Source organism: Viridibacillus sp. FSL R5-0888, from assembly GCF_038009105.1.
Lineage (GTDB): Bacteria > Bacillota > Bacilli > Bacillales_A > Planococcaceae > Viridibacillus > Viridibacillus arenosi.
Map to the genome: position 1 here is coordinate 1,671,911 of NZ_JBBPAU010000001.1, position 20,963 is coordinate 1,692,873.

22 protein-coding genes are annotated in these 20,963 nt (G+C 33.6%); 15 read left to right on the plus strand and 7 right to left on the minus strand.

What is annotated here, in order from left to right; translation table 11 throughout:
- Positions 1–112: 112 nt before the first annotated feature.
- Positions 113–322 carry a DUF6366 family protein gene (locus tag MKY02_RS08295; protein WP_038185288.1) on the minus strand — a complete coding sequence of 70 codons (210 nt, stop codon included), beginning with the start codon at positions 320–322 and terminating at the stop codon, positions 113–115.
- 242 nt (positions 323–564) lie between these two features.
- On the opposite strand from MKY02_RS08295, the gene MKY02_RS08300 reads away from it, so the two are divergent.
- The 7 genes from MKY02_RS08300 to MKY02_RS08330 all read left to right on the plus strand — a co-directional run bounded on the left by MKY02_RS08300 (position 565) and on the right by MKY02_RS08330 (position 6,434).
- Positions 565–966, plus strand: a complete 402-nt coding sequence (locus tag MKY02_RS08300) for an Rrf2 family transcriptional regulator (RefSeq protein ID WP_038185282.1) — start codon at positions 565–567, stop codon at positions 964–966.
- An 84-nt stretch (positions 967–1,050) separates the two neighbouring features.
- Positions 1,051–1,956, plus strand: a complete 906-nt coding sequence (locus MKY02_RS08305; RefSeq protein ID WP_340710957.1) for an NAD(P)/FAD-dependent oxidoreductase — start codon at positions 1,051–1,053, stop codon at positions 1,954–1,956.
- Between the two features lie 156 nt (positions 1,957–2,112).
- Positions 2,113–3,579 (plus strand): amidase family protein, encoded by a 1,467-nt coding sequence (locus MKY02_RS08310; RefSeq protein ID WP_038185277.1) that lies wholly within the window; start codon positions 2,113–2,115, stop codon positions 3,577–3,579.
- A gap of 49 nt (positions 3,580–3,628) precedes the next feature.
- Positions 3,629–4,105 (plus strand): DinB family protein, encoded by a 477-nt coding sequence (locus MKY02_RS08315; protein ID WP_340710958.1) that lies wholly within the window; start codon positions 3,629–3,631, stop codon positions 4,103–4,105.
- A 47-nt stretch (positions 4,106–4,152) separates the two neighbouring features.
- Positions 4,153–5,028: a hypothetical protein gene (locus MKY02_RS08320; RefSeq protein WP_076065906.1), complete on the plus strand. Its 876-nt coding sequence runs from the start codon at positions 4,153–4,155 to the stop codon at positions 5,026–5,028.
- A 65-nt stretch (positions 5,029–5,093) separates the two neighbouring features.
- Positions 5,094–5,558, plus strand: a complete 465-nt coding sequence (locus tag MKY02_RS08325) for a hypothetical protein (protein ID WP_038185270.1) — start codon at positions 5,094–5,096, stop codon at positions 5,556–5,558.
- A 126-nt stretch (positions 5,559–5,684) separates the two neighbouring features.
- The gene (locus MKY02_RS08330; RefSeq protein WP_340710960.1) at positions 5,685–6,434 is read left to right on the plus strand and encodes a phosphotransferase family protein; all 750 of its coding nucleotides are present in this window, start codon (positions 5,685–5,687) and stop codon (positions 6,432–6,434) included.
- A 194-nt stretch (positions 6,435–6,628) separates the two neighbouring features.
- On the opposite strand, the gene MKY02_RS08335 is transcribed toward MKY02_RS08330, so the two are convergent.
- On the minus strand, positions 6,629–7,918 hold the full coding sequence (locus MKY02_RS08335; RefSeq protein ID WP_340710961.1) for a VanZ family protein: 1,290 nt from the start codon (positions 7,916–7,918) through the stop codon (positions 6,629–6,631).
- Positions 7,919–8,566: 648 nt separating this feature from the next.
- Between MKY02_RS08335 and MKY02_RS08340 the strand changes: the two genes are divergently transcribed.
- Positions 8,567–9,724: a WD40 repeat domain-containing protein gene (locus MKY02_RS08340; RefSeq protein ID WP_038185253.1), complete on the plus strand. Its 1,158-nt coding sequence runs from the start codon at positions 8,567–8,569 to the stop codon at positions 9,722–9,724.
- 195 nt (positions 9,725–9,919) lie between these two features.
- Here the strand turns inward: MKY02_RS08340 and MKY02_RS08345 are convergent, their stop codons facing one another.
- Positions 9,920–10,276 carry a hypothetical protein gene (locus MKY02_RS08345; protein ID WP_038185250.1) on the minus strand — a complete coding sequence of 119 codons (357 nt, stop codon included), beginning with the start codon at positions 10,274–10,276 and terminating at the stop codon, positions 9,920–9,922.
- Between the two features lie 416 nt (positions 10,277–10,692).
- Here MKY02_RS08345 and MKY02_RS08350 point away from each other — a divergent pair, with 416 nt between their 5' ends.
- From MKY02_RS08350 to ccsB, 7 genes are all read left to right on the plus strand, one after another.
- Entirely contained in the window at positions 10,693–11,334 is a 642-nt protein-coding gene (locus MKY02_RS08350) for an NIF family HAD-type phosphatase (RefSeq protein WP_076034600.1), read from the plus strand.
- A 363-nt stretch (positions 11,335–11,697) separates the two neighbouring features.
- Complete coding sequence (locus MKY02_RS08355; RefSeq protein WP_038185244.1) at positions 11,698–12,132, plus strand: hypothetical protein; 435 nt, start codon at positions 11,698–11,700, stop codon at positions 12,130–12,132.
- Between the two features lie 260 nt (positions 12,133–12,392).
- Positions 12,393–13,055, plus strand: a complete 663-nt coding sequence (locus MKY02_RS08360; protein ID WP_038185241.1) for a Dph6-related ATP pyrophosphatase — start codon at positions 12,393–12,395, stop codon at positions 13,053–13,055.
- Between the two features lie 178 nt (positions 13,056–13,233).
- On the plus strand, positions 13,234–14,208 hold the full coding sequence (locus MKY02_RS08365) for a helix-turn-helix transcriptional regulator (protein ID WP_076065910.1): 975 nt from the start codon (positions 13,234–13,236) through the stop codon (positions 14,206–14,208).
- A gap of 70 nt (positions 14,209–14,278) precedes the next feature.
- Positions 14,279–14,737, plus strand: a complete 459-nt coding sequence (locus MKY02_RS08370) for an SRPBCC domain-containing protein (protein WP_038185235.1) — start codon at positions 14,279–14,281, stop codon at positions 14,735–14,737.
- Between the two features lie 286 nt (positions 14,738–15,023).
- A complete protein-coding gene (locus MKY02_RS08375; RefSeq protein WP_038185233.1) occupies positions 15,024–15,335 on the plus strand; it encodes a hypothetical protein in 312 nt (103 codons plus the stop codon).
- A gap of 355 nt (positions 15,336–15,690) precedes the next feature.
- The gene (ccsB, locus tag MKY02_RS08380) at positions 15,691–16,890 is read left to right on the plus strand and encodes a c-type cytochrome biogenesis protein CcsB (RefSeq protein ID WP_340710964.1); all 1,200 of its coding nucleotides are present in this window, start codon (positions 15,691–15,693) and stop codon (positions 16,888–16,890) included.
- A 467-nt stretch (positions 16,891–17,357) separates the two neighbouring features.
- Here ccsB and MKY02_RS08385 read toward each other — a convergent pair whose 3' ends face one another.
- The 4 genes from MKY02_RS08385 to MKY02_RS08400 all read right to left on the minus strand — a co-directional run bounded on the left by MKY02_RS08385 (position 17,358) and on the right by MKY02_RS08400 (position 20,961).
- The gene (locus MKY02_RS08385; RefSeq protein ID WP_038185229.1) at positions 17,358–17,798 is read right to left on the minus strand and encodes a cell wall hydrolase; all 441 of its coding nucleotides are present in this window, start codon (positions 17,796–17,798) and stop codon (positions 17,358–17,360) included.
- Between the two features lie 305 nt (positions 17,799–18,103).
- Positions 18,104–19,549 (minus strand): N-acetylglucosamine-specific PTS transporter subunit IIBC, encoded by a 1,446-nt coding sequence (nagE, locus tag MKY02_RS08390; protein ID WP_038185227.1) that lies wholly within the window; start codon positions 19,547–19,549, stop codon positions 18,104–18,106.
- A 68-nt stretch (positions 19,550–19,617) separates the two neighbouring features.
- On the minus strand, positions 19,618–20,436 hold the full coding sequence (locus tag MKY02_RS08395; RefSeq protein WP_076034597.1) for a PRD domain-containing protein: 819 nt from the start codon (positions 20,434–20,436) through the stop codon (positions 19,618–19,620).
- A 42-nt stretch (positions 20,437–20,478) separates the two neighbouring features.
- Positions 20,479–20,961, minus strand: a complete 483-nt coding sequence (locus tag MKY02_RS08400; protein ID WP_038185219.1) for a PTS sugar transporter subunit IIA — start codon at positions 20,959–20,961, stop codon at positions 20,479–20,481.
- Between the last annotated feature and the right edge of the window lie 2 nt (positions 20,962–20,963).

Sequence of the window (20,963 nt, forward strand, 5' to 3'; positions counted from 1 at the left end):
CTACAAAAGACTCTGTTTTACTTGATTTTTGCTTTTCATCAGAAAAATAAGCATATTCGATATTAAGTCGAATATGCTTATTTTTCGTAGGGTGAACAATCCAATATAGTCCTTAGAATATAAGGTTGTATAAAATGAAACCAAAAATTAATACTAAAATTAATATGCCTGTACCTTTCCACCCCATACCTCCTGTTAAATCAGTTAAATTCCCACTACTTCCTCTATTCAATGCATCGTGTATAGAACCAGAGGGATTATTTTTCAATTCACTTTGTCTTAAGCGTTCTCTTTTTTCTTCTGGTGTTTCTTTTAGACTCATATTCCCCTCACATTTCTGCCCCTTTCTTAACAGTGGCTATTTTTATAAATGCATTATAGATTAATATTCTACAAGTTTTCCGATAAGCCTTGTTATACAATCATTTCTTTTATTGTCATGGTAGCATTTTTTCTAAAGCGACAGGAGAATTGCTAGTAGCAAAAAGACATCTAACTTGACTAAAAAACAGAAAATAGATATGGTAGATAAATGATATCTATGATTAGGAGTGAATTATTAAGGTGAAATATTCAAAAGCAACGAATTACGCTCTTCATACCATGTTATATTTAGTCAATGTTACTCCTGAAAAGCATGTAGGTGTTCAGCAACTTGCAACACATCAAGATGTTTCAACTACGTATTTGTCAAAAATACTGACTAAACTTGCTAAGGCGGGGATGGTTGAATCAGTTTCTGGTGCCAATGGTGGATATAAATTAAAACCTAATTGGGAAGACATATCTTTTTTAGATATTATTCAAGCTATTGAAGGTCCTACATCCTTATTTGACTATTGTTTACATCATGATCCAAATTGCTTGATTCAAAAAGTTATTGTTTCAGCAGAAGAAAAGATGCTAGATGAATTAAGAAATCAAAAAATTGTAGACATAGCTAAACAAATGACAGAGGCTCATTAAGCCCTGTTTTTTTACACTAATCATAGCTATTAAAGAGTATTAATATCTGTAATTAAAAATACCAAAAAGAACAGGGTGAAGAAAATGACTATTTTTGATTGTATTATTATTGGAGCAGGTCCTGCAGGATTAAGTGCCAGTTTAACATTAGGAAGAGCTAGAAGGAACATAGCAATATTTGATAACGGTACAAATAGAAACAGAGTGACACAGGAGTCACATGGATTCATCACTCGAGATGGGATCAAGCCACAAGAGTTTAAAGAAATAGGGTTAAATGAATTGAAAAATTATCCATCCATATCTTATTTCCAAAAAACAGTTACTCAAATTATCAAAGATTCTAGTAATGACCGATTTATCGCAAAAACAGAAGATGGCCTGGAATTTGTTGCAGAAAAAGTGATTTTAGCAGCTGGGATTCAAGAAGTATTTTCATTCCAGAGTATACGCGAGTATTATGGGAAGAGCCTCTTTAGTTGTCCATACTGCGATGGATGGGAGCTACGCGATAAGCCATTAGTTGTCATGGCAGATAGTGAGGCACATATAATGCATTTGGCTAAACTAGTCTATAACTGGACGAAGGATTTAGTTGTCTTAACTAATGGAGTAGAACTATCTAAAGATGGGGCTAGTGAATTACAAAAGCGCAATATTAAGGTGAAAACGGAGCGAATTAAAAAATTAATAGGCGATGATGGTATTCTTCAAGAAATTGAATTTGTATCAGGAGAAACGATATTAAGATCAGGTGGGTTTGTTGTACCGTCTTTTTATCGACCAAATCAATTTGTTGAGCAATTAGGATGTAAAGTACAAGAAAATGGAGTAGTAGAGACAGATGGTTCAGGTCGCACATCTCAAAAAAATGTGTATATTGCTGGTGAAACCGAAAAATCAGGACCCTCTTCTTTAATGTTTGCTGCTGCAGATGGCAGTAAAGCCGCATTTTCTGTAAATATAGATTTTACTACGGAACGTTTTTAATTAAATTTACAGTAAAAATATTAAACCTCAATCTTTCAAAGAAAGAATAAGTTAATCTTATTTTCTTCTTTTTAAGATTGGGGTTTTATTATTAGGTCGTTATTAACAAATATAGTAAAATTAAATTAAGTTTGAAAAAAATGGAGGAATGTATAGGTGAGTATTAGGTTCAAAGATTTCTACCGAGATGAATTAACAATAGTCGATATACAAGATGCAATGGTAAATGGGGAAGTAACTTCAAAAGAGTTAACGATGTACTATCTTGATCGAATAGCAAAATATGATCAAGGTGGACCCAAGATTAATTCGATGCTGGAAATAAATCCTGAAGCGATTTTCATAGCAGAAGCATTAGATCATGAAAGAACGATTAATGGGGCGAGAGGACCTTTGCACGGAATTCCAGTTGTCTTAAAAGACAATATTGAAACGAATGATTATATGCATACGAGTGCAGGGACACTAGCACTCGAAAATTACTGTAGTTCATCAGATGCTTTTCTAGTAGATAAATTGCGACAAGCTGGAGCTGTTATTTTAGGCAAGGCGAATATGACAGAACTAGCAAATGCAATGTCGACGACAATGTGGGCTGGCTATAGTGCTAGAGGAGGGCAAGTATTGAATCCTTACGGTGACCCCAATCTATTTGTAGGTGGTTCAAGCTCAGGATCGGCAGTAGCTGTAGCAGCAAACTTTTCGGTTTTAGCAGTAGGTACAGAAACAGATGCATCTATTCTTAGTCCAGCAACCCTGAATTCAGTCGTAGGTATTAAACCAACTGTTGGTCTAATCAGTCGAAAAGGAATTATTCCCTTTACCTATTCGCAGGATACAGCAGGCCCCTTTGCAAGAACTGTAGGAGATGCAGCGATTTTGCTTGGAGCAATGGTCGGTGTCGACGAGCAAGATCCAGCTACACATAAATTGAAAGAAAGAGAAATCGAGGATTATACGAGTTATTTACATATCGATGGACTAAAAGATGCTAGAATAGGAGTCTTTACACATGGTTCTGACGAGTTTTATAACTCAGATGAATATGACGGTGAGTTATTTGAAAATGCAGTTCAAACATTACATGATCAAGGTGCAACAGTAGTGAAAGATATTGAAATTCCAGCGTTTCATAGAGAACGTAATGGTGCCGTTCTTTTATATGAACTAAAGCACAGCCTCGACAACTATTTATCGAAACTTCCACCACAACAACCTGTACATTCCTTTAGTGAACTAATTCAGTTCAATAAAGACCATGCAGATCGAGCGTTAAAAAATGGGCAAGACAGATTAGAACTGCGTGAACATCTACCAAATACGTTAAGTAATCCAGAATATTTAACTGCGCGCTTAGAGGATATCTATTTTTCTGAACAACAAGGAATTGGCTTTGCATTAAAAAAATACAATTTAGATGCTATTCTATTTCCATCATATTTAGGCTCTACTGTTTCAGCAAAAGCAGGTTATCCAACAATCGCAGTACCAGCGGGTTATATGGAATCGGGAAGACCATTCGGCATCACTTTTGCAAGCACATCATTTAACGAAGGAACATTAATCAAACTGGCCTATGCTTTTGAACAAGCTACTAAACATAGAAAAGTACCGAATATTTAGTTGGGTATCAAAAATAAAATCATTTAGTTTATAGATGGGAGAGATTTCAATGCAATTATTATTTCATTATAACTGGTTAATAAGAGATGAATGGTACAGCTGGTGTGAAGACTTAACAGAAGAAGAACTTTTAAAGAATCGAACTGGAGGGGTAGGCAGTATATTACAAACACTCTTTCATATAGTTGATGTGGAGTGGAGCTGGATACGTCTAATACAAGGTAAAGAGGATTTTCAAGAGAATTTTGATGATTATAAGAGTATAAGCAAGGTTCGAGAATTAGACGCTAGATTTCATAAGGAAGTAGAGGAGTTTGTAAACAACTGGGATGAAAACATGGAAATTAATAAATTTTACGATTTACAATCAGATGGCAGTCATTTAACAGACACTTGGGGTGAAGTGATGCGACATATCATTGCTCATGAAATTCATCACATCGGCCAATTGTCCGTTTGGGCTAGGGAAATTGGGAAGAAGCCCATATCAGCAAACTTTATCGGTAGAGGGCTCGGCACTCATTAAAATCATTACTCCGATACTTATTATGAAAATAAAGGAGTCTGCCACTTATGGATAAGGAAAGCGCTAAACTAGAAAAAGTATCGCACAATAGTGATAGCAGAACGACTAGAATGGAAACTAAACCTGAGTTTACAAATAATAAGGATAAATTAGATTTTAAGACAGATGCAGATGGTTGTTTTAAAGGGTCGTATATCTTAAATCATCAAACTCAAACAGGTGATAAAATCGTTTTCTATATATTAGTGGAAAATATAGACTCCCCAGTCAGCTTCATTGTAAACGGGGAAGAGAGTGAATATCACATAATACATGTTCTGAAATTAGGAGAAGTTACATTCGATTTTGAACTTTCCAATTTACCAATAGGTAAGCATATTATTCACTTAATTAATGAGCCATGTTTCGAATATGTTGAGCAAGTGCAAGAATGTAACCCAAGTATTAAGTATATTTACACTCGAATTTATTTTTCACTTGAAGTAACAAATGGAAAGATGCCATTAGAGCATAAAAAATATGAAATCATGCATGAACAGAGAGAATCAGATTTCAAAAACAGAATATCTTTAAAACTATTTGAAGATAAGAAACTTTCTATAGTGGCTGAACAAATTAAAGATGGCAGTTATTATCTGACAATTAACAACGATAAAGATTATGAGATAAAAGGTCAATTGTGTTTAATGTCAGACTACCGTTTAGAGAGCACACAGAAATTAATAGTGCGTGAAAAGACGAAAGTTATAGTTCCTGTAAAGTTTCATAGAGAAACATTAAAAAAGAGTATCCGCTTTATATTTCTTATGACTCCAACAAAAATAGAGGCAGAAGCAGGCGTTCCTATTAGAGGCGTTTTTATGAGTGAGCGCTTATTACTACAAGATGAAGTGTTGAAAAAACAGAGCCATAATAATTACTGATTGTTACATGAATCTATTGCATAAAATGTATCTCAATCCTCTAAAAAGGAAGAAGGAGATACAAAATGAAAGGTAATAGATGTTTAATATTTACTATATTCTTATTCTTTGCCCTACTTAGTACTTCAACTGTTCATGCACAAATCTTGACTTACCCATTTGTAGTATGGGATGGAAAAGTATATGAAGTGTCCGAAGTAGTTTTGCTAGATGAAAAAATCGGCAATGTCATAGGGAAAGTAAATACAAAACCAAATGACTCATCAGGAGACTATTATGGTAATGCATCAAATACGTTTGCAATTGGCACAAAATATTATGAGATAAGCGGAGTTTCAATGGCAGATGCTATTGCAGTAGAAAATGAAAGAGGGCAATTCATACAAGCTGATTATGTACAAAAAGCAACAGAGCAACCAATGAGTGTGTTGCAAAAAGGAATAGTAAATGCATCAATCTTCGCTATACTTATTATTATCCTTGGTGTTAGGTATGGGCTGAAGAGATCTAAAACAAGGGAAATAAATTAGCCTATAAAAAATTCATTTCAGTTTAGATATGAAAAATAAAGCGCATAGTGGGATTTTTCGGTTTTATCATATGCGGCATCTTTTACTTACGCTTTTTTTTTAGATAATATTTAAGGAGTGAAAAAAATGGATTTAGGACATCCGACAGCATCAGGAAACACAGCAAAAATCTATCTTTACAAAAACAAAATCGTTAAAGTATTTAATGAATATTTGCCGGATACGGAATCATCATATGAAGCAAATAAGCAAAAACATGCCTTTTTGCATGGACTTTCTGTTCCTAAAGTTTTGGATGTCACGAAAATAGATGGGAAACAAGCTATAATAATGGAGTATATTAAGGGAAGGACATTAGGAGAGCTTTTATCTGAAAATATGGATCAAGCAGAATATTACATGAATATTTCCATTGATATACAACAAAAAATCCATACGATTATTACGAATTCACTAGAACCAATGTCTGAAAAACTAAGGCGCCAAATTGAAGCAGCACACAAGTTGGATAAAAGTCATAAGGCAGATTTAATACGAAAATTGGATTCGATGACATTTGAGAATAGGTTATGTCATGGAGATTATCATCTATATAATTTAATCATGTCCGATAATAAAGTTACAATTATAGATTGGGTTGATGCCAGTTCAGGTGATATACGTGCCGACATATATCGGACTTTTCTTTTGTATTCACAATTTTCAGCGGAATTAGCTGATATGTATTTGCGACTTTATTGTGAGAAAAGTGGATTATCAAAAGAAAGTATTTTTCAATGGGCTCCAATCATTGCAGGAGCAAGGTTATCTGAAAATGTATCATCGGAAAAAACTGAACGTCTTTTGGAGATAATAAATCATTACTGTCCTAGATAGCAATAATTTGAGTAGGGAATTGTGTAAAGGATAGTGATATGTTAGAAGATCAAAAGCAAGCAATTACGATATGCAAACAGCTACTTTACATAGAATAATGCCAATACCCTTTCTAACATCAAAGCCCAGGTTCTCTATTAATTTTGAGTCTGGGCTTTCATCATATTTGGAACGTGAGCTACCGAATGGTACGACTACTTTCTTGCTTGAATCAAGGTGAACCAACTTTTTCCATTAAATGTTCCGGAAACTCTGTATACTGGCTGATAGAAATCTTTCGTGTCATACATATACGTAAGCTCAATTAATTCTAAATCAAGTTGGTCACCTTTTTTTATAATAAGTTCTTCTTCCTGTACCAGTGCATTATATTTTATTTGGGGGAATTCTCCATTCTTAATTCGCTCATACACTTCTGCAAATGACAAGATGTTCACTTCCCGTATAAATTGGTTTTTATGAAGATTATACGATAATGAATAAACACTGCCATCGGGTTTAAGCCCAAGACTTAAATCACCATACCAATAATCTTTGTTTAAATCAGTACGATCTGGAAGTTCCCATTCAAAATCTCCATTCTCTAATACAGTAAATTCTGCATCTTGGGGTAGTATAGAAAGTTCGTCCATCATTGCAAATGCCTTGTCAACCATTGGCTCTTGCTCTGCTAATGAAGTTTGCTCTGGTGTATAAAGATCCTCTGAAAATGACCCAACATTATTAATAATTTTCTTATATACTGGGGCAACTGCGGGTAATGAGCTTAATTCTAATGAAGTTGATAAATCAACCCCTGACATATTCGATTTTGTATACGCGTTTATTGCTAGATGACCAAACTCCTTTTGGGCGTAGATAATATTCATCCCAAGAAAAATCAAACCCATCAAGAGAGGTATAGCAAGATTTCTGACCAGACTTTTTATTTTTACTTTTTTGTGATGAGCAATGGAAGCCCCTAGCCTGTATAACTGGTATCCAATAATCCCACCAAGTGAATTGTTAATTAAATCATCAAGCTCAAAAATCCCTGCTCCTGAAAGTGTTTGATACGTTTCAATAGACAGTGTGGCACTTACAACTACAAAAAGAAGCCACTTAAACTCTTTAGTTTTAGCGATAATTAAAGGCAAAAAAATTCCTAATGGAACAAACATTAATATATTAAAAATACAATTTTGTAGATCACGTAAAGAGTATTTCTTCCACGCATCAATGTAACCACTGAACGGATTAAGGTTCATCTGCAAGTAGTGTGAAGTGCCACGGCCAATAATAGTTAACTCACACACAAAAACAATATATCCGATGAAAAGTGCGCCAAGAATAAGTTTCTTTATTTGAATTTTTTTTCTGTCTGTTTGTTGTTTTCTATAATAAAAGAAGTAATATAGTGCGATAAGTAAGAACTCAACTACAATAATAATGATTACTGGCAACATTAAATACCGAATATTATTAATAATTTCTGTAACTCCCAAGATAAGACGCTCCTAACTAAATTATTCTGATGATTCTCAAACACTACACTTAATGAGAGACCAACCAATGTTTTTATATTCATTTCACTTTTATTGTAACTGGAAATTATTAATAATTAATGAGAAATTTTATGAAGATTTCTTAAGAATTTGAAGTAGTTAAACAAGAATCATTGGTTAAAATATAAACATTTTAAAATTACTGATGCTGTTTTCCTTCTATTACTCTTTCTTTTTTCCACTCCTTATTTATTATACTTATATACATTTTTGATATAGAGAGTATATCAATAATTTTTTCCATATCTACCGAGAAAGAAGAAAATAAAAAAATATCTAAAATTTTAAAAAACCATGAGTCCCTTATCTTAAGAAGGCGTAAAAAGACCACTCCATGATGGGTGGACTTGAAGTTCAATCCTGTATTTTATATTTATTCAATGTAGCTCCTAGAATTGTAGCTGCTTTTTATTATAGTAAAAAGAAAAACACCTTCAGCTGCATGATAGGCTGGGAGTGTTTTTTCTTTTCTGAAAATTTCTGTGCATTAGTTATATATAAGTCTAAAGTTTCTGATTATTAAAACCCTCAATATGTTATAATTATTAACGAAAATTTTTACACTAAAAAAATAAAGGAGAGGTGTAAATGAAAAAAATTATCCGTTACTTGGTTTTGGTTGTATTGTTATTCTCTTTGGTAACTCCAGTTGCTGATGCAGCAAGTAAGATTACGCTTTCTGCAAAACTTAGTAAAAGTACGCTTAAGTACAACGGTTCTGCAAAAGTTAACTATAGTGTTAAGAAAAATGGGAAGATCGTAAAGAAACCGAAAGTGTCTTTTAGTTCCTCTAATAAGAAAATTGTGACTGTTTCTAGTAAAGGTGTAGTGAAATCTAAAAACGTCGGAAAAGCATATGTGTACGTAAAAGCATATGGTAAAAAAGTTAAATTGCCTGTCACTGTTTCTAGGAAAGTATGGAGCGTTGAGGGGAAATATAAAGGAAGAAAAGTAGATACATCCTTTGACAATAAATACGTTTCAGCTGGCTCATCTTTATATGATTTAAAAAACGGTAATCTAGTAAAATCTTTTGCTAAGAATAATAGTAAGAAGAATTCTATTTTCTTTTGGAAAGACGGTTTAGTTCATTATGACGGTAGTATTTTTGATTACTTCAATTGCAAATTTACTTCATATAATAAATTCAAATTGTTTAACCCTAACAATGATTACTTCTTCGATGTAAAAAATGGGGTATCGTATGCTAGTCAGAATAAGAGTAAAGGGAAAGTTGTAAATTCAGACTTAGATGTGGTGGAAATAGATGATGTTGAAACAGGAAGAAACGCAGCAGCACTTTCTGTAGATGGTTCAATTTTAGCTACAGCCTATGATGACACGCGTGTTGTATTAAATGATACAAAAACAGGAAATGTTATAAAAGAATTTAAAATCGATAATAAAGAAGTAAGAGGTATTACGTTTACAAAAGACAATAATAAATTATTATTAAGCGTTACAAACGTTGACGAAGAAGATTTTATGGTTTACGTGTATGATACAGATTCAAATGTAGTTCTAAAAAAATTCGGAGGACCATATGGCGTTATTGGTGAGGTTAAAATCAGTCCAGATGGAAAAAGAATTGCTCTTCTAGACATGCGAGGAGTTAAAATGTATGACAGTTCTTATAAATTATTATATGAACTTAAAATGATTGATAAAACTAGTATGAACTTCACTAAGGACAGCAAATATCTAATCGTTGCTGGCGGAGATGTTACAAAGTATTACGTTAAATAGTGATTACTATTAATCATAAGCCTAGAGAGAAAGTTTAGATTTATATATTTACTCAAGGACAGTAGAATAGACGTATTTTCGCAACTTAATAGCTGACTCCAGTGTTTTACTGGGGTCTTTTTTAATTGTACTTCTTTTATTAAGTAACCAAAGCCTAATCTCCCGGTGTATTATGCGAGAAATTAGGCTTTTTTATTATATTTTCAAAGTTTCTTCCTGGTTTTTAATTTCTTTAATGAAATAATCATAAAAAGCATTTTCCATTAGTAGCCCCTTATTATAAAGGTCTACCATACAGTTTTCCAAATCTCGAGATTCAACGTCTCCATTTTGAGAGTGTACTGCACTACTAAGTGACCTTGCTAGTCTTTTCGCAGATTCCGCCATACCAGATTGATCAATAGGTTTAATAGCGTCTTCAGGAATGTCGAAAAGCAACATATCCCCATCTTCAAAAGGCTTAATGGAGTAAGTATTCTTTCTAACACTGTAGTCCCAAATAATAGCTTTTTGTCCTTCATGTATTACTCGTTGATTTAACTCAAACTTCATTCTTAAACCACCTCCATACATATATAATAACCTTTTAAACCAATATATTACAAATTAGATAACTGATAGTATGTGAGTATTATCGTAGAATTGTGGAATTAGGGATATTGTCTAGGGAATAGATTAATTAATACATACTAATGGTGTAGGTTTTTATATTCATTAATTGTATTATTTTTAAAATATTAGGATGAGTAAATTCTGTATTTAATAATAATATAATACTTTAATAGAAGGAGATTTCTTTCGATGAGCAAAGTTAAACATGTAAGGATTCAAATGATTGAAGAGCTACTTAAAGGTACAAAAGAGAAAGAATGCTAAAATATATGAACAACAACGTGATGAATTCTTGTACTATTGAAGATGACAGTAGAATTGTGAATTTGTAATTAAGAATGAGAGGTGGCTTATTAATGAAACAAGCAATTATTTTTGATATGGATGGTACATTGTTTCAAACAAATTTGATCTTAGAACCTGCTTTGGCAGCAACATTTGATATCTTAAGAGCCAATGGATCATGGAATGAGGATACGCCAATCAATAAGTACCGGGAGATAATGGGAGTGCCTTTACCGGTTGTCTGGGAAACGTTATGCCCACAACATTCACCAGAGATGCGTGAAAGGAATAATGAGATTTTTCATGAAAAGACGATTAATCTGATTAAAGATAAACAAGGTGCCTTATATCCTCATGCAGAACTTGTCCTTGAAACACTTAGTTTGAGGTATGATTTATACATAGCGAGTAATGGCCAAGCTTCTTATTTACAAGCGATTGTTGATACTTACGAGCTACATAGATTTTTCAAGAAAGTATACAGCATTCAGACCATACCTTCTGGACATAAATCGGATTTGGTAAAGAAGATTTTACTGGAAAATAGAATTGAAAATGGGGTAGTTGTAGGGGATCGTTTATCAGATATTCTTGCTGCAAAAGATAATGAGTTAACTTCTATAGGTGTCAATTTCGATTTCGCACAGGCTACAGAACTAGAAAAAGCAGATAAAGTCATTAATGATTTAAAGGAATTAATTACGATATTATAAACTGTACCCCTTAGGGTTGACGATTTACAGTCTATCATAAGGGGTGTTTTTTTTATTTATTAAGGAACCTGAATTAATAAGTAATAAACACTAGCGTTTTTATTAGATTAAGATATAGCCATTATGAAAAAACGAGAGTAGAGTCATATGTATTCAAAATTTACGATTTTTGAATACAATAATTCAGCTTCACCAGTTTTTAGACAACTAATTCATTATTGGTAATATAAATCACAAAATCTTGTATTAATTTATATAGCATATTAATAAAAAATAATATAAAATATAAAGTGTAATAATACACTATTCATAGCGTTATTTCTCTTTTTGAATCTTATTTATTAATTTAGTTAGGAGAATATGATGAGATTTAAAAACTTAGTATTACTTAATGTAGTACCTGTATTATGCATTCATTCATTAGTGGTGTTGCTTAAAAATATAGGAAATACAAGAGAGTTGTCGACATTACAGGCAGAAATTATATTATTTACGCCGATAGTTTTATTGGCAATCAACTATAAAATAGAATCTGAAAAAAGAGGGGGATCATTTTTAAATAACTTTCTTTTCATTATTATAAGCTGTGGGGTTGGACTGGCTATTTACTTTTTGGACCTTGGATTTACATTTCGAGATTGGGGTCCATACTATCCAAAAGACTTTATACTAGAGGGGATAGGTGCACTTTTATATATGAGCAGTATAGTTCAGTGTCTAGTTGGTGGTTTTGTATGTTCAACTATATTGTTTATTAAAAATATGAGAGCCAAAAGAAAAGAGTTAATAAAAGGGTAATAAAGAACTTAGATTGGGTGAATATCCTAACTGATGGTACTAGAGATATTATTCGAAGGATCTAATAATACATATTTGCTGTCAATGTAGTAAAATATGGAGATATAAAACTTGTAAATTCGTATAATGAGTACCGTTTAAGATAGCTATTTGTGATGGAGTTCTAAGTTTTAATTTCAGCAAAAGGATTAATTATGTACCTGTGTTAGAATCTATTAATAATTGATTCTAACACAGGCAATAAAAGGAGTGATTCTACTATGAAAAACGTACATTTCGTTGCTTCCTGGAGTGGTGGGAAAGATTCAGCGCTGGCATATTATCGAGCACTGCAATTAGGGATGGTTCCGAAGAAAATTTTAACGATGTTTGAGGATGATGGGGAGATTTCTAAGTCACATGCAGTTCCTTTAGAAGTTGTACAAGCACAAGTAGATAAATTAGGGATACCCCTGTTAACTAAACCTGCAAGTTGGAGCTCATATGAGGAACAATTTATAGATGCGATGGATGCATGTCGAGCTGAAGGGATTACACACGGCGTGTTCGGAGATATTGATCTGGAAGGTCATTTAGATTGGGTCCAAACAACATGTACGAAATCGGATATTATAGCAGTCCATCCACTATGGAAAATGTCGCGGCGATCAGTGGTAGAGGAACTGTTAGAAGCTGATTTTGAGTCGTGGATTATTGTAGTGAATACAACTATGATGCCTGCTTCTTATGTTGGGAAAAGATTGACAAAAGAATTAGTGGAGGAACTAGAAGCAGCAGGCATCGATGCGTGTGGCGAGAACGGTGAATTTCACACTATTGTAGTTGATGGACCTATTTTCTCTGAGCGCGTTCCAATCTCCATTTCTGCTCCTATAGAAAAAGGAAATTATGTTTTCTCTCCAGTTTCGTTAGACGAAAAATGAAAAAGGAACCGTAAGTAAGGAGTGCAGTCCCTTTAACTCCGATTCTTCAACATAACCTTTGATCCTGTGGATTTAAAATAAAGTCACGATGTTTATAAAAAAGATGCGATGTTTTGAAGAAAGTCGCAATGTTTTACCCCTTTTGAATATAGTTACTTGGAGAAAGGAATTCCTATGTATGTCTAAAATGGTTAATATGCTTTCTATATTATGGCTCCTCAAAACGAGGAAACAATTGACTGCTAAGGAGCTAGCAGAGGAATTAGAAATCAGTATCCGTACGGTGTACCGCTATATTGATGCTCTTTGTGCAAGTGGAGTACCAATCATTTCAGATGCAGGACATAATGGTGGGTACAGTTTACTGAATGAGTTTACAAAGGCACCTTTGTTTTTTAACCTGGATGAGCAGAAAGCGCTTGTTCATGCTGCAAAATTTGCAATAGATGCAGGGTATCCCTTTAGTGAAGCGTTAGATGAAGCAATTTCTAAATTGAAAATGTATACAAACGCGGAGCAATTGAATCATATCAATCGTCATTTAAGAGGGTTTGAAGTCATCCATCCTACAGTCGAACCGTCTTTGAAATCTATTCTACAAGATTTAGAAATTGCTGTTGCCGAAAATTATAAGTTATTTATTATTTATCATAAAGATAGGGAAATCGAACCGCAATCACGCCATATTGATCCTTATGGTCTTGTTTATTGGAAAGGTAAGTGGTACACAGTTGCATATTGCCATCTGCGTAAAGAAATTCGGAGTTTTAGAATCGATCGTATTCAATCATTATCCAAAACAGATAAAAAATTTGACAGACCCTCGGGATTTTCAGCACGTTCTTTCTTCCTAAAAGACCTTTTACCTGATTCAAACCAACTTGAAAAACTCATTTCTGTCCGTATCAAAGGCAAGACACATGCGCTTGATGATTTATGTCAGCATTGGTTATTTAGTCATGCTTTAATAGAACGAAAAAACGACCAAGCTCTTTTTAAGGTTGATAAAGAGTCTATTCATACCTTTGTACCTTACTTTCTTCTTCCCTATGGTAAATCTATTACCATTTTGGAACCAACTTTATTACAAGAAAAATTGGCAACTATCAGCTTTGAGTTATTCAATCATTATAAAAAAACTTCACTTCACTGACCGTACTTGGCAGTGAAGTTTTTTTATAATGTACATGTACAGAACAAAATTTTTAGGAGGCATATAAATCATGAAGGATTTGAAGTATCAATTTTATATTGCAGGTACACCAGAGGAAGTTTGGAAGGCATTAATCTCTCCTGAGGGTACAAAACAAATTTATTATGGGTCCGTCATAAGATCTACATTTCAAGTGGGCGATCTCTTGGAGTATGTAGGTCCTGGAGTAGATGGAGATGAAACGGTGCATGTATACGGTAACGTATTGGAGTATGAACCGAATCAGTTAATTCGATTTACTCACTATACTGGAAAGTCTTATATGAAAGATGATCATGCATTTGAATCGAGAATTTCTTATCTTCTAGAGCCTATTGGCTCATGCACGAAATTGACACTCATTCATGACCAGTGGGAAGAAGATGATCCCTATTTTGAGAACAGCGACAATGCCTGGTGGATGATTTTAAATAATACAAAGACTTTAGTAGAAACAGGAAGTACTCTAGATTTTGGTGAAGGTTCATAGGTCCGTCACAAATGATTTAACAAAAAGGGAGTAGTGGAGCACAACTCCTTAACTAATTTGTATTTTAAGATTTATGTTGTTTAGTCTATCTCACTGATTGTGGAGTAAACAACTTAAATGTGTAAAAAACTTAACCATGACCTAGAATTTTTCTATATAACTGATCTCTTTGAGAGAACATATATATTTGTTCAATCAACGGGCACGATTTTGGAAGATCAAAGGTAGAAAATGATTAAACTTTTTAATAAAACCATAACTTAAAACTACTAGAGAATAATCCATTTTGATTAATCTTTTTTCAAAATGGACTATTCTTATTTACCGAAAAATACAGGTTTATTGTGTTTTTAATCAAACTTTATTTCTAAGCTGCAACTTTTATCCTAAAAGACTTAAAGAATCTACAATTAAATCAATTATTATGACCTCTTTGTCTAAAGGTACTCTTAAGGGTACTGCTAAAAATGGATATAAAACCTATACATATAAGTTAAATAAACATGGAAATAAAAATATGAAGGTTGTTGTTAATAAAGATGGTGTAATTGTAACTGCTTATCCAACTTCAGGAACATCAGTAAAAGTTAAAAAATGATAGGAGCTTTAATGACATGAAGATAGCATTTAATGTAGAAGAATACGAAGATATGATAAATTCCCCTTTTTCTGCGGAAATGATGCAGAAATAATTGAAAATACTTGTGGGAAATTGGTGATTTTTTTCATAATGTGAAGTCAAATTTGATCTTATTTCAAATACTTCATCTAGTATAAATTGAATTATCGTATTTAATTAATGCGCAATGAATTGTTATATTCTGTCATGAAGTTGTCATTGTTTTTTCCGTTTATAGCATTAGTACCTCTAGTTAATAGGGTAATATTGTAATTAGTGATATAAATCACCATGTTTTAGGTGCTCACTATTCAATATCAGCAGGAGGTATTCAATGACAACGGAATCTTTAATTGATTTAAGCAGTACAGCTATGTATATTTCTTTTCTATTATATTTAATCGCAATTGTGCCTTTAGGTTTAGCTGTTTCTTCAGAAAAAAAGCTATTTTCTACTATCGGCATAACGATCACTTGGATAGGATTTATCCTTCAAATTATTTACATTGTGACTAGATGGAATGCAATTGGCCATGCGCCTGTTAGTAATATGTATGAATTTATGACATTCTTCGGCATTATGCTCGTGGCTGGTTTTTTAATCATGTATTATATTTATCACCAATCGGTTATTGGTCTTTTTGCATTACCGATTTCCTTATTAATCCTAGGTTATGCTAATGCATTTTCAAAGGAGGTAAAGCCACTAATTCCAGCACTTCAAAGTGAGTGGCTAACAATTCACGTTATTACCGTTGCTTTCTCAAGCGCTGTCTTATCAATTTCCTTTGTAACAAGTGTAATCTATTTATTAAAAGTGATTAATACAGAAGAAAAGAATAAAAGAACGTTCTTTTTAGAGTTAGTCTTGTATTTACTTGTAGTAGTCTGTGGATTTATAGGAGCATCGACAACTTTTACTATCACAGGCTATGAAAAGGAACTTCAATTTCTAAACCAAGATAAAAAACTAGAAATATATAAATACAAGTTACCAGCCATTACGGCACCAGTAAAATCTGTAGTAGTTGAAGTTAATTCAGATAATCAATATACAGAAACGAATCAAAAAAACGGTTATTTAGAAGTTTCAAGCTTTTTAAACGCGATGAAATTAAATACACTTATTTGGTCGTTTTTAGTAGGTACTGTACTTTATCTACTCATCCGGTTGATTACAAGGCGTAAAATTATTACATTGTTAAAACCACTAACAAATCGTGTTAATGCTACAACAATGGATGAAATCTCTTACCGATCAATTGTTATCGGTTTCCCATTGTTTACACTAGGCGGACTTATTTTTGCTATGATTTGGGCGCAATATGCATGGAGCCGATTCTGGGGCTGGGACCCGAAAGAAGTATGGGCTTTAATTACTTTCTTATTTTATGCAGCTTTCCTTCATTTACGTTTAAGTAAAGGATGGGAAGGAGAAAAAACAGCTTGGTTATCCATTATCGGTTTCGGAACAATCATTTTCAACCAAGTGTTTGTTAATCTCGTTATTGCGGGACTTCATTCGTATGCTTAAATAATTACTAAGAAACTTTATTGGATGAGACTGTGCGCGACTTTGATATTATTGCTCCCCTTAGAGTAAAAGGGGGAATATCGAAAGTAAGAAAAAATTCAACGCAAATATCAAACGCCTGAACTAAAGCATCCCTTTAGTTTAGTACAATATTTCATAATCTTACTTCCTTGGATAATTACTATTGCTAAATGTTTGATATATAAAAAGGGAACACCTGTTAACCAGGAAGTTCCCTTTTTATTTCGTGAGATAAGAGTACACCATAACAACGTTTGAGAAAAGTAGACTACGGTTAGGGTTTGAAGCATTTTTAAACGGATAACTTTTACATTACCTACATGAGTTGCATTGAATGAATATTATTGGCCACCAAGCATTACCAACTACTAAAAATGTTGTATACGTATTATTAAAAAGGAGAGTTTTCAATTAAACTCCAGTATTAATAATAACTCCTAGATAATCTAACCGATATAAACACTTTCACATGTTCCAGCTGCTGGTTCATAAAAACAATGATTTTTAAATTGCCCTGTAAAAGGTTGACCGTACCATGTTGGAGGACAAGGAGCATATGGATTAAAATACCAAAGGGCGAATTTCGCTGGATGTTGTCTCCAATAATCCAAATTCTGTTTTGCTAATCTTTTTTCAGAAGATCTCGCTCTTTGATAAAATAAATTTCCTTTTTGAACAGCTTCAAAAGAAAAATTTCCACCTTGAACCTGATAAATGACATCTTCAATGGTTCTTACATCATTAAAGTCTAAACAATTTGATACAGCTCGATTAACAATTACATTGCCAACATATAACATCCCTTGGTTTCCTTCAGCCTCAGCTTCTGCGCGCATCATCCTTGCCATTAAAGCAACGTCTGCATCTCGGTATTTAATTCTTGGCATTTTTCCACCCCTATAATATAGTATGAAAAAAAACCTAAATTGATGTCATTTTTTATACCTTTATTCAACTATCATGCACCTTTAGATTAAGTACAATTCTTCACAAGTGCAACATTGATTTTAACATAAATACCCAATGGGGAAATCACCTTGAAGAATAACTAAAGAGATGATTTGTATCAAACTTTATTACAGAGCAACAAATTCTCTTCAAATTGTTGTATTAGCTGTGAAAGCAAATAGACTTTTGATATCTTATAGAAAAAAAGACTGAGCATCTTACAACTCAGTCTAGTAAATTACTATTATTTTCGTATTTTTTCAATTTCATCAGCAACAAACTGGACGTTTGTTCCTACGATTACTTGAATACTTTGCGGTCCTACTACATTAATACCAGGAACACCAGTAGCCTTAATTTTCTTTTGATCAACAGCATCCATGTTTTTCACTTCTACACGTAGGCGAGTTGCACAGTGGTCTACAGAAGTTACATTTAGGTCTCCGCCTAATCCATTATAGATTTTAGCGGCCATATCTGAGAATTTATTACCTGATGTAGTTTCTCCAGCATCATCTATTTCTACATCTTCATCGTCTTCTCTACCTGGTGTTTTTAAGTTGAATTTCACGATAAAGAAACGGAATAAGAAATAGTAAATGACTGCAAATACTAAACCCTGGACGATTAACATTAAAGGTTGGTTAGCAAGTGGCAATCTTGAACTTAAGAAGAAATCGACAAAACCGGCACTAAAACCAAAACCTGCTGTCCAGTGGAATGTTGCAGCGATAAATAAAGAAATACCTGTTAAAGCAGCGTGAACTACATAAAGAGCTGGAGCTAAGAACATAAATGCAAATTCAAGTGGTTCAGTAACCCCTGTGAAGAATGCAGCGAAACCTGCAGCTAACATTAAAGATGCAGCTTGTTTTTTTCTTTTTGTTTTAGCAGTATGATACATTGCTAGAGCAGCAGCTGGTAATCCAAACATCATGATTGGGAAGAAACCTGCTTGATACATTCCGGTAACACCTTTTGTGCCAGTTCCTTTCAAGAAGTTACCTATATCATTTATGCCAGCAACGTCAAACCAAAATACTGAGTTCAATGCATGGTGTAATCCAGTTGGGATCAATAGGCGGTTAAAGAATCCGTATAACCCTGCACCAGTAGCACCTAATTCACTAATAGCTTCACCAAAACTAACTAATGCAGAATATACAACTGGCCAGATAAAGAACAATGCTGCGGAAACGACTAGCATAGAAGCAGCTGTCATTATGGGAACTAATCGTTTTCCACTAAAGAACGCTAAGAAATCTGGTAATTGTACATGGCTAAAGCGATTGTACATGATAGAAGCAATTATGCCTGATATAATACCGATAAATTGGTTTTCAATTTTGCCAAATGCGGGATTTACATTGGCGACATCTGTACTTAGTAGCATAGAGACAGTTCCTGTAGAAAGTAATGTCGTTACTACTAAGAAAGCAACTAGCCCACTTAAAGCAGCAGAGCCATCTTTATTTTTGGACATCCCCAACGCTACCCCAACTGCAAATAGAAACGACATGTTATCTATAATTGAAGATCCAGCTTTGATTAAGAAAGCAGCTAATACATTTCCAGAACCCCAGCCATCAGGGTCAATCCAATAGCCGATACCCATCAAAATAGCCGCAGCAGGTAAAACAGCTACTGGTAACATTAAAGAACGACCTAGCCGTTGTAAATATTTCTTCATATAATAATTCACTCCAATACAGAATATTTAGATAATTTTCTTAAAAAAATAAAATAATTTCGAATTTTTTATTGCTTTTGCAATCTTTCAATATGGACTGCGATGTAACCTAACTCATGATCTGGTAGGTCAATACCATGCAATTTCTTTAACTCTTTGGTCACTTCGACGGCGCAATTGTACGAATAAGGAAATTTCTTTTTAATCATGACAAGCATTTCTTCATCCATTGTATGGAGCTCATAATGATTCATCCTTGTTAAAGCAAAGCGTAAATGAGTGATAAGACGATGATAGGAAATGTCGTTTTCCTCGAGATGTATGTTTAATTTTTTTTGAATAATTTGAACCATATCACGAATAATCGTCGTTTGCTTTAACGTTTGATGTAAATCGCCTCCTTGTAATTTCATCGTATGGATATGAAGAGCGAGGTAAGCAGCTTCATCTTCCGGCATTTCAACTTGGCATCTTTCTTTTATATGTTGTATTGCCCAAAGACCAATCTCAAATTCTCTCCTATATAAGATTTTTATCTCAGGTAAAAGCTTGTTATTGAGTTGAATACCATCTTTTAATCTTTCAATAGCGAATGATACATGGTCAGTCAGTACAATATGAATACGTTCGTCTAACTTTCCACCAATATATTCCTCAGCGTACGAAATAATTTCTTCAGAGATTGTAAAATGTTCTTCAGGAATTCGACTTAACAATTGTTGAAGTTTGTCATTTTCCCTCATAACAAATATCTTTTCTATTCTGTCTAAATTAACGATGTCGTTTCGTTTCTTATTAAAAGCAACTCCGGATCCCACAGCAATCTTCTCACGCTCGTTATCTAGAACAACTACGGCATTATTATTAAGTATCTTCGTGATTTTCATCGAAAGCGAACTCTCCTTTACTTACGATAATTTAAGGATTCACTACTTAGCAGATATGGTCATTAAGATGGTTTTATCTTGGATGCATGATTTTGAATAATGGCATTGAATGTCTTTGTCAGCACTATTAGTAACAATGATTGGTGTAACTATGTTTTTTGCGTTTTCTCGAATATATTCCCAGTCCACTTCGATAAGAACTTGCCCTGTAGAAACTTTATCACCTGCACTTACAAGTACTGTAAATCCTTTCCCACCTAAAGAGACCGTTTCCAAACCAATGTGAATGAGAATCTCTGAACCATCAGTAGTGCGTATTCCAATAGCATGCTTCGTATCTGAAATGAGAACTATTTCTCCTTCTACAGGGGCATGAACACTCCCATTAGTAGGAATAATAGCGACACCTTCTCCCATCATTTTTTGGCTGAAGACGGGATCTGGAACTTCACCTAATGGAATAATCTCTCCATTTATAGGTGCCAAAACTTCTAAACTACGTTTTTTAAATAAATTTGATAGCATGA

Bases quoted from the DNA above. Each gene is read 5' to 3' on its own strand.
- MKY02_RS08295 (WP_038185288.1), bottom strand. From the start codon at position 322: ATGAGTCTAAAAGAAACACCAGAAGAAAAAAGAGAACGCTTAAGACAA.
- MKY02_RS08305 (WP_340710957.1), top strand. From the start codon at position 1,051: ATGACTATTTTTGATTGTATTATTATTGGAGCAGGTCCTGCAGGATTA.
- MKY02_RS08315 (WP_340710958.1), top strand. From the start codon at position 3,629: ATGCAATTATTATTTCATTATAACTGGTTAATAAGAGATGAATGGTAC.
- MKY02_RS08320 (WP_076065906.1), top strand. From the start codon at position 4,153: ATGGATAAGGAAAGCGCTAAACTAGAAAAAGTATCGCACAATAGTGAT.
- MKY02_RS08325 (WP_038185270.1), top strand. From the start codon at position 5,094: ATGAAAGGTAATAGATGTTTAATATTTACTATATTCTTATTCTTTGCC.
- MKY02_RS08330 (WP_340710960.1), top strand. From the start codon at position 5,685: ATGGATTTAGGACATCCGACAGCATCAGGAAACACAGCAAAAATCTAT.
- MKY02_RS08340 (WP_038185253.1), top strand. From the start codon at position 8,567: ATGAAAAAAATTATCCGTTACTTGGTTTTGGTTGTATTGTTATTCTCT.
- MKY02_RS08345 (WP_038185250.1), bottom strand. From the start codon at position 10,276: ATGAAGTTTGAGTTAAATCAACGAGTAATACATGAAGGACAAAAAGCT.
- MKY02_RS08350 (WP_076034600.1), top strand. From the start codon at position 10,693: ATGAAACAAGCAATTATTTTTGATATGGATGGTACATTGTTTCAAACA.
- MKY02_RS08355 (WP_038185244.1), top strand. From the start codon at position 11,698: ATGAGATTTAAAAACTTAGTATTACTTAATGTAGTACCTGTATTATGC.
- MKY02_RS08360 (WP_038185241.1), top strand. From the start codon at position 12,393: ATGAAAAACGTACATTTCGTTGCTTCCTGGAGTGGTGGGAAAGATTCA.
- MKY02_RS08365 (WP_076065910.1), top strand. From the start codon at position 13,234: ATGTCTAAAATGGTTAATATGCTTTCTATATTATGGCTCCTCAAAACG.
- MKY02_RS08370 (WP_038185235.1), top strand. From the start codon at position 14,279: ATGAAGGATTTGAAGTATCAATTTTATATTGCAGGTACACCAGAGGAA.
- ccsB (WP_340710964.1), top strand. From the start codon at position 15,691: ATGACAACGGAATCTTTAATTGATTTAAGCAGTACAGCTATGTATATT.
- MKY02_RS08385 (WP_038185229.1), bottom strand. From the start codon at position 17,798: ATGCCAAGAATTAAATACCGAGATGCAGACGTTGCTTTAATGGCAAGG.
- nagE (WP_038185227.1), bottom strand. From the start codon at position 19,549: ATGAAGAAATATTTACAACGGCTAGGTCGTTCTTTAATGTTACCAGTA.
- MKY02_RS08395 (WP_076034597.1), bottom strand. From the start codon at position 20,436: ATGAAAATCACGAAGATACTTAATAATAATGCCGTAGTTGTTCTAGAT.
- MKY02_RS08400 (WP_038185219.1), bottom strand. From the start codon at position 20,961: ATGCTATCAAATTTATTTAAAAAACGTAGTTTAGAAGTTTTGGCACCT.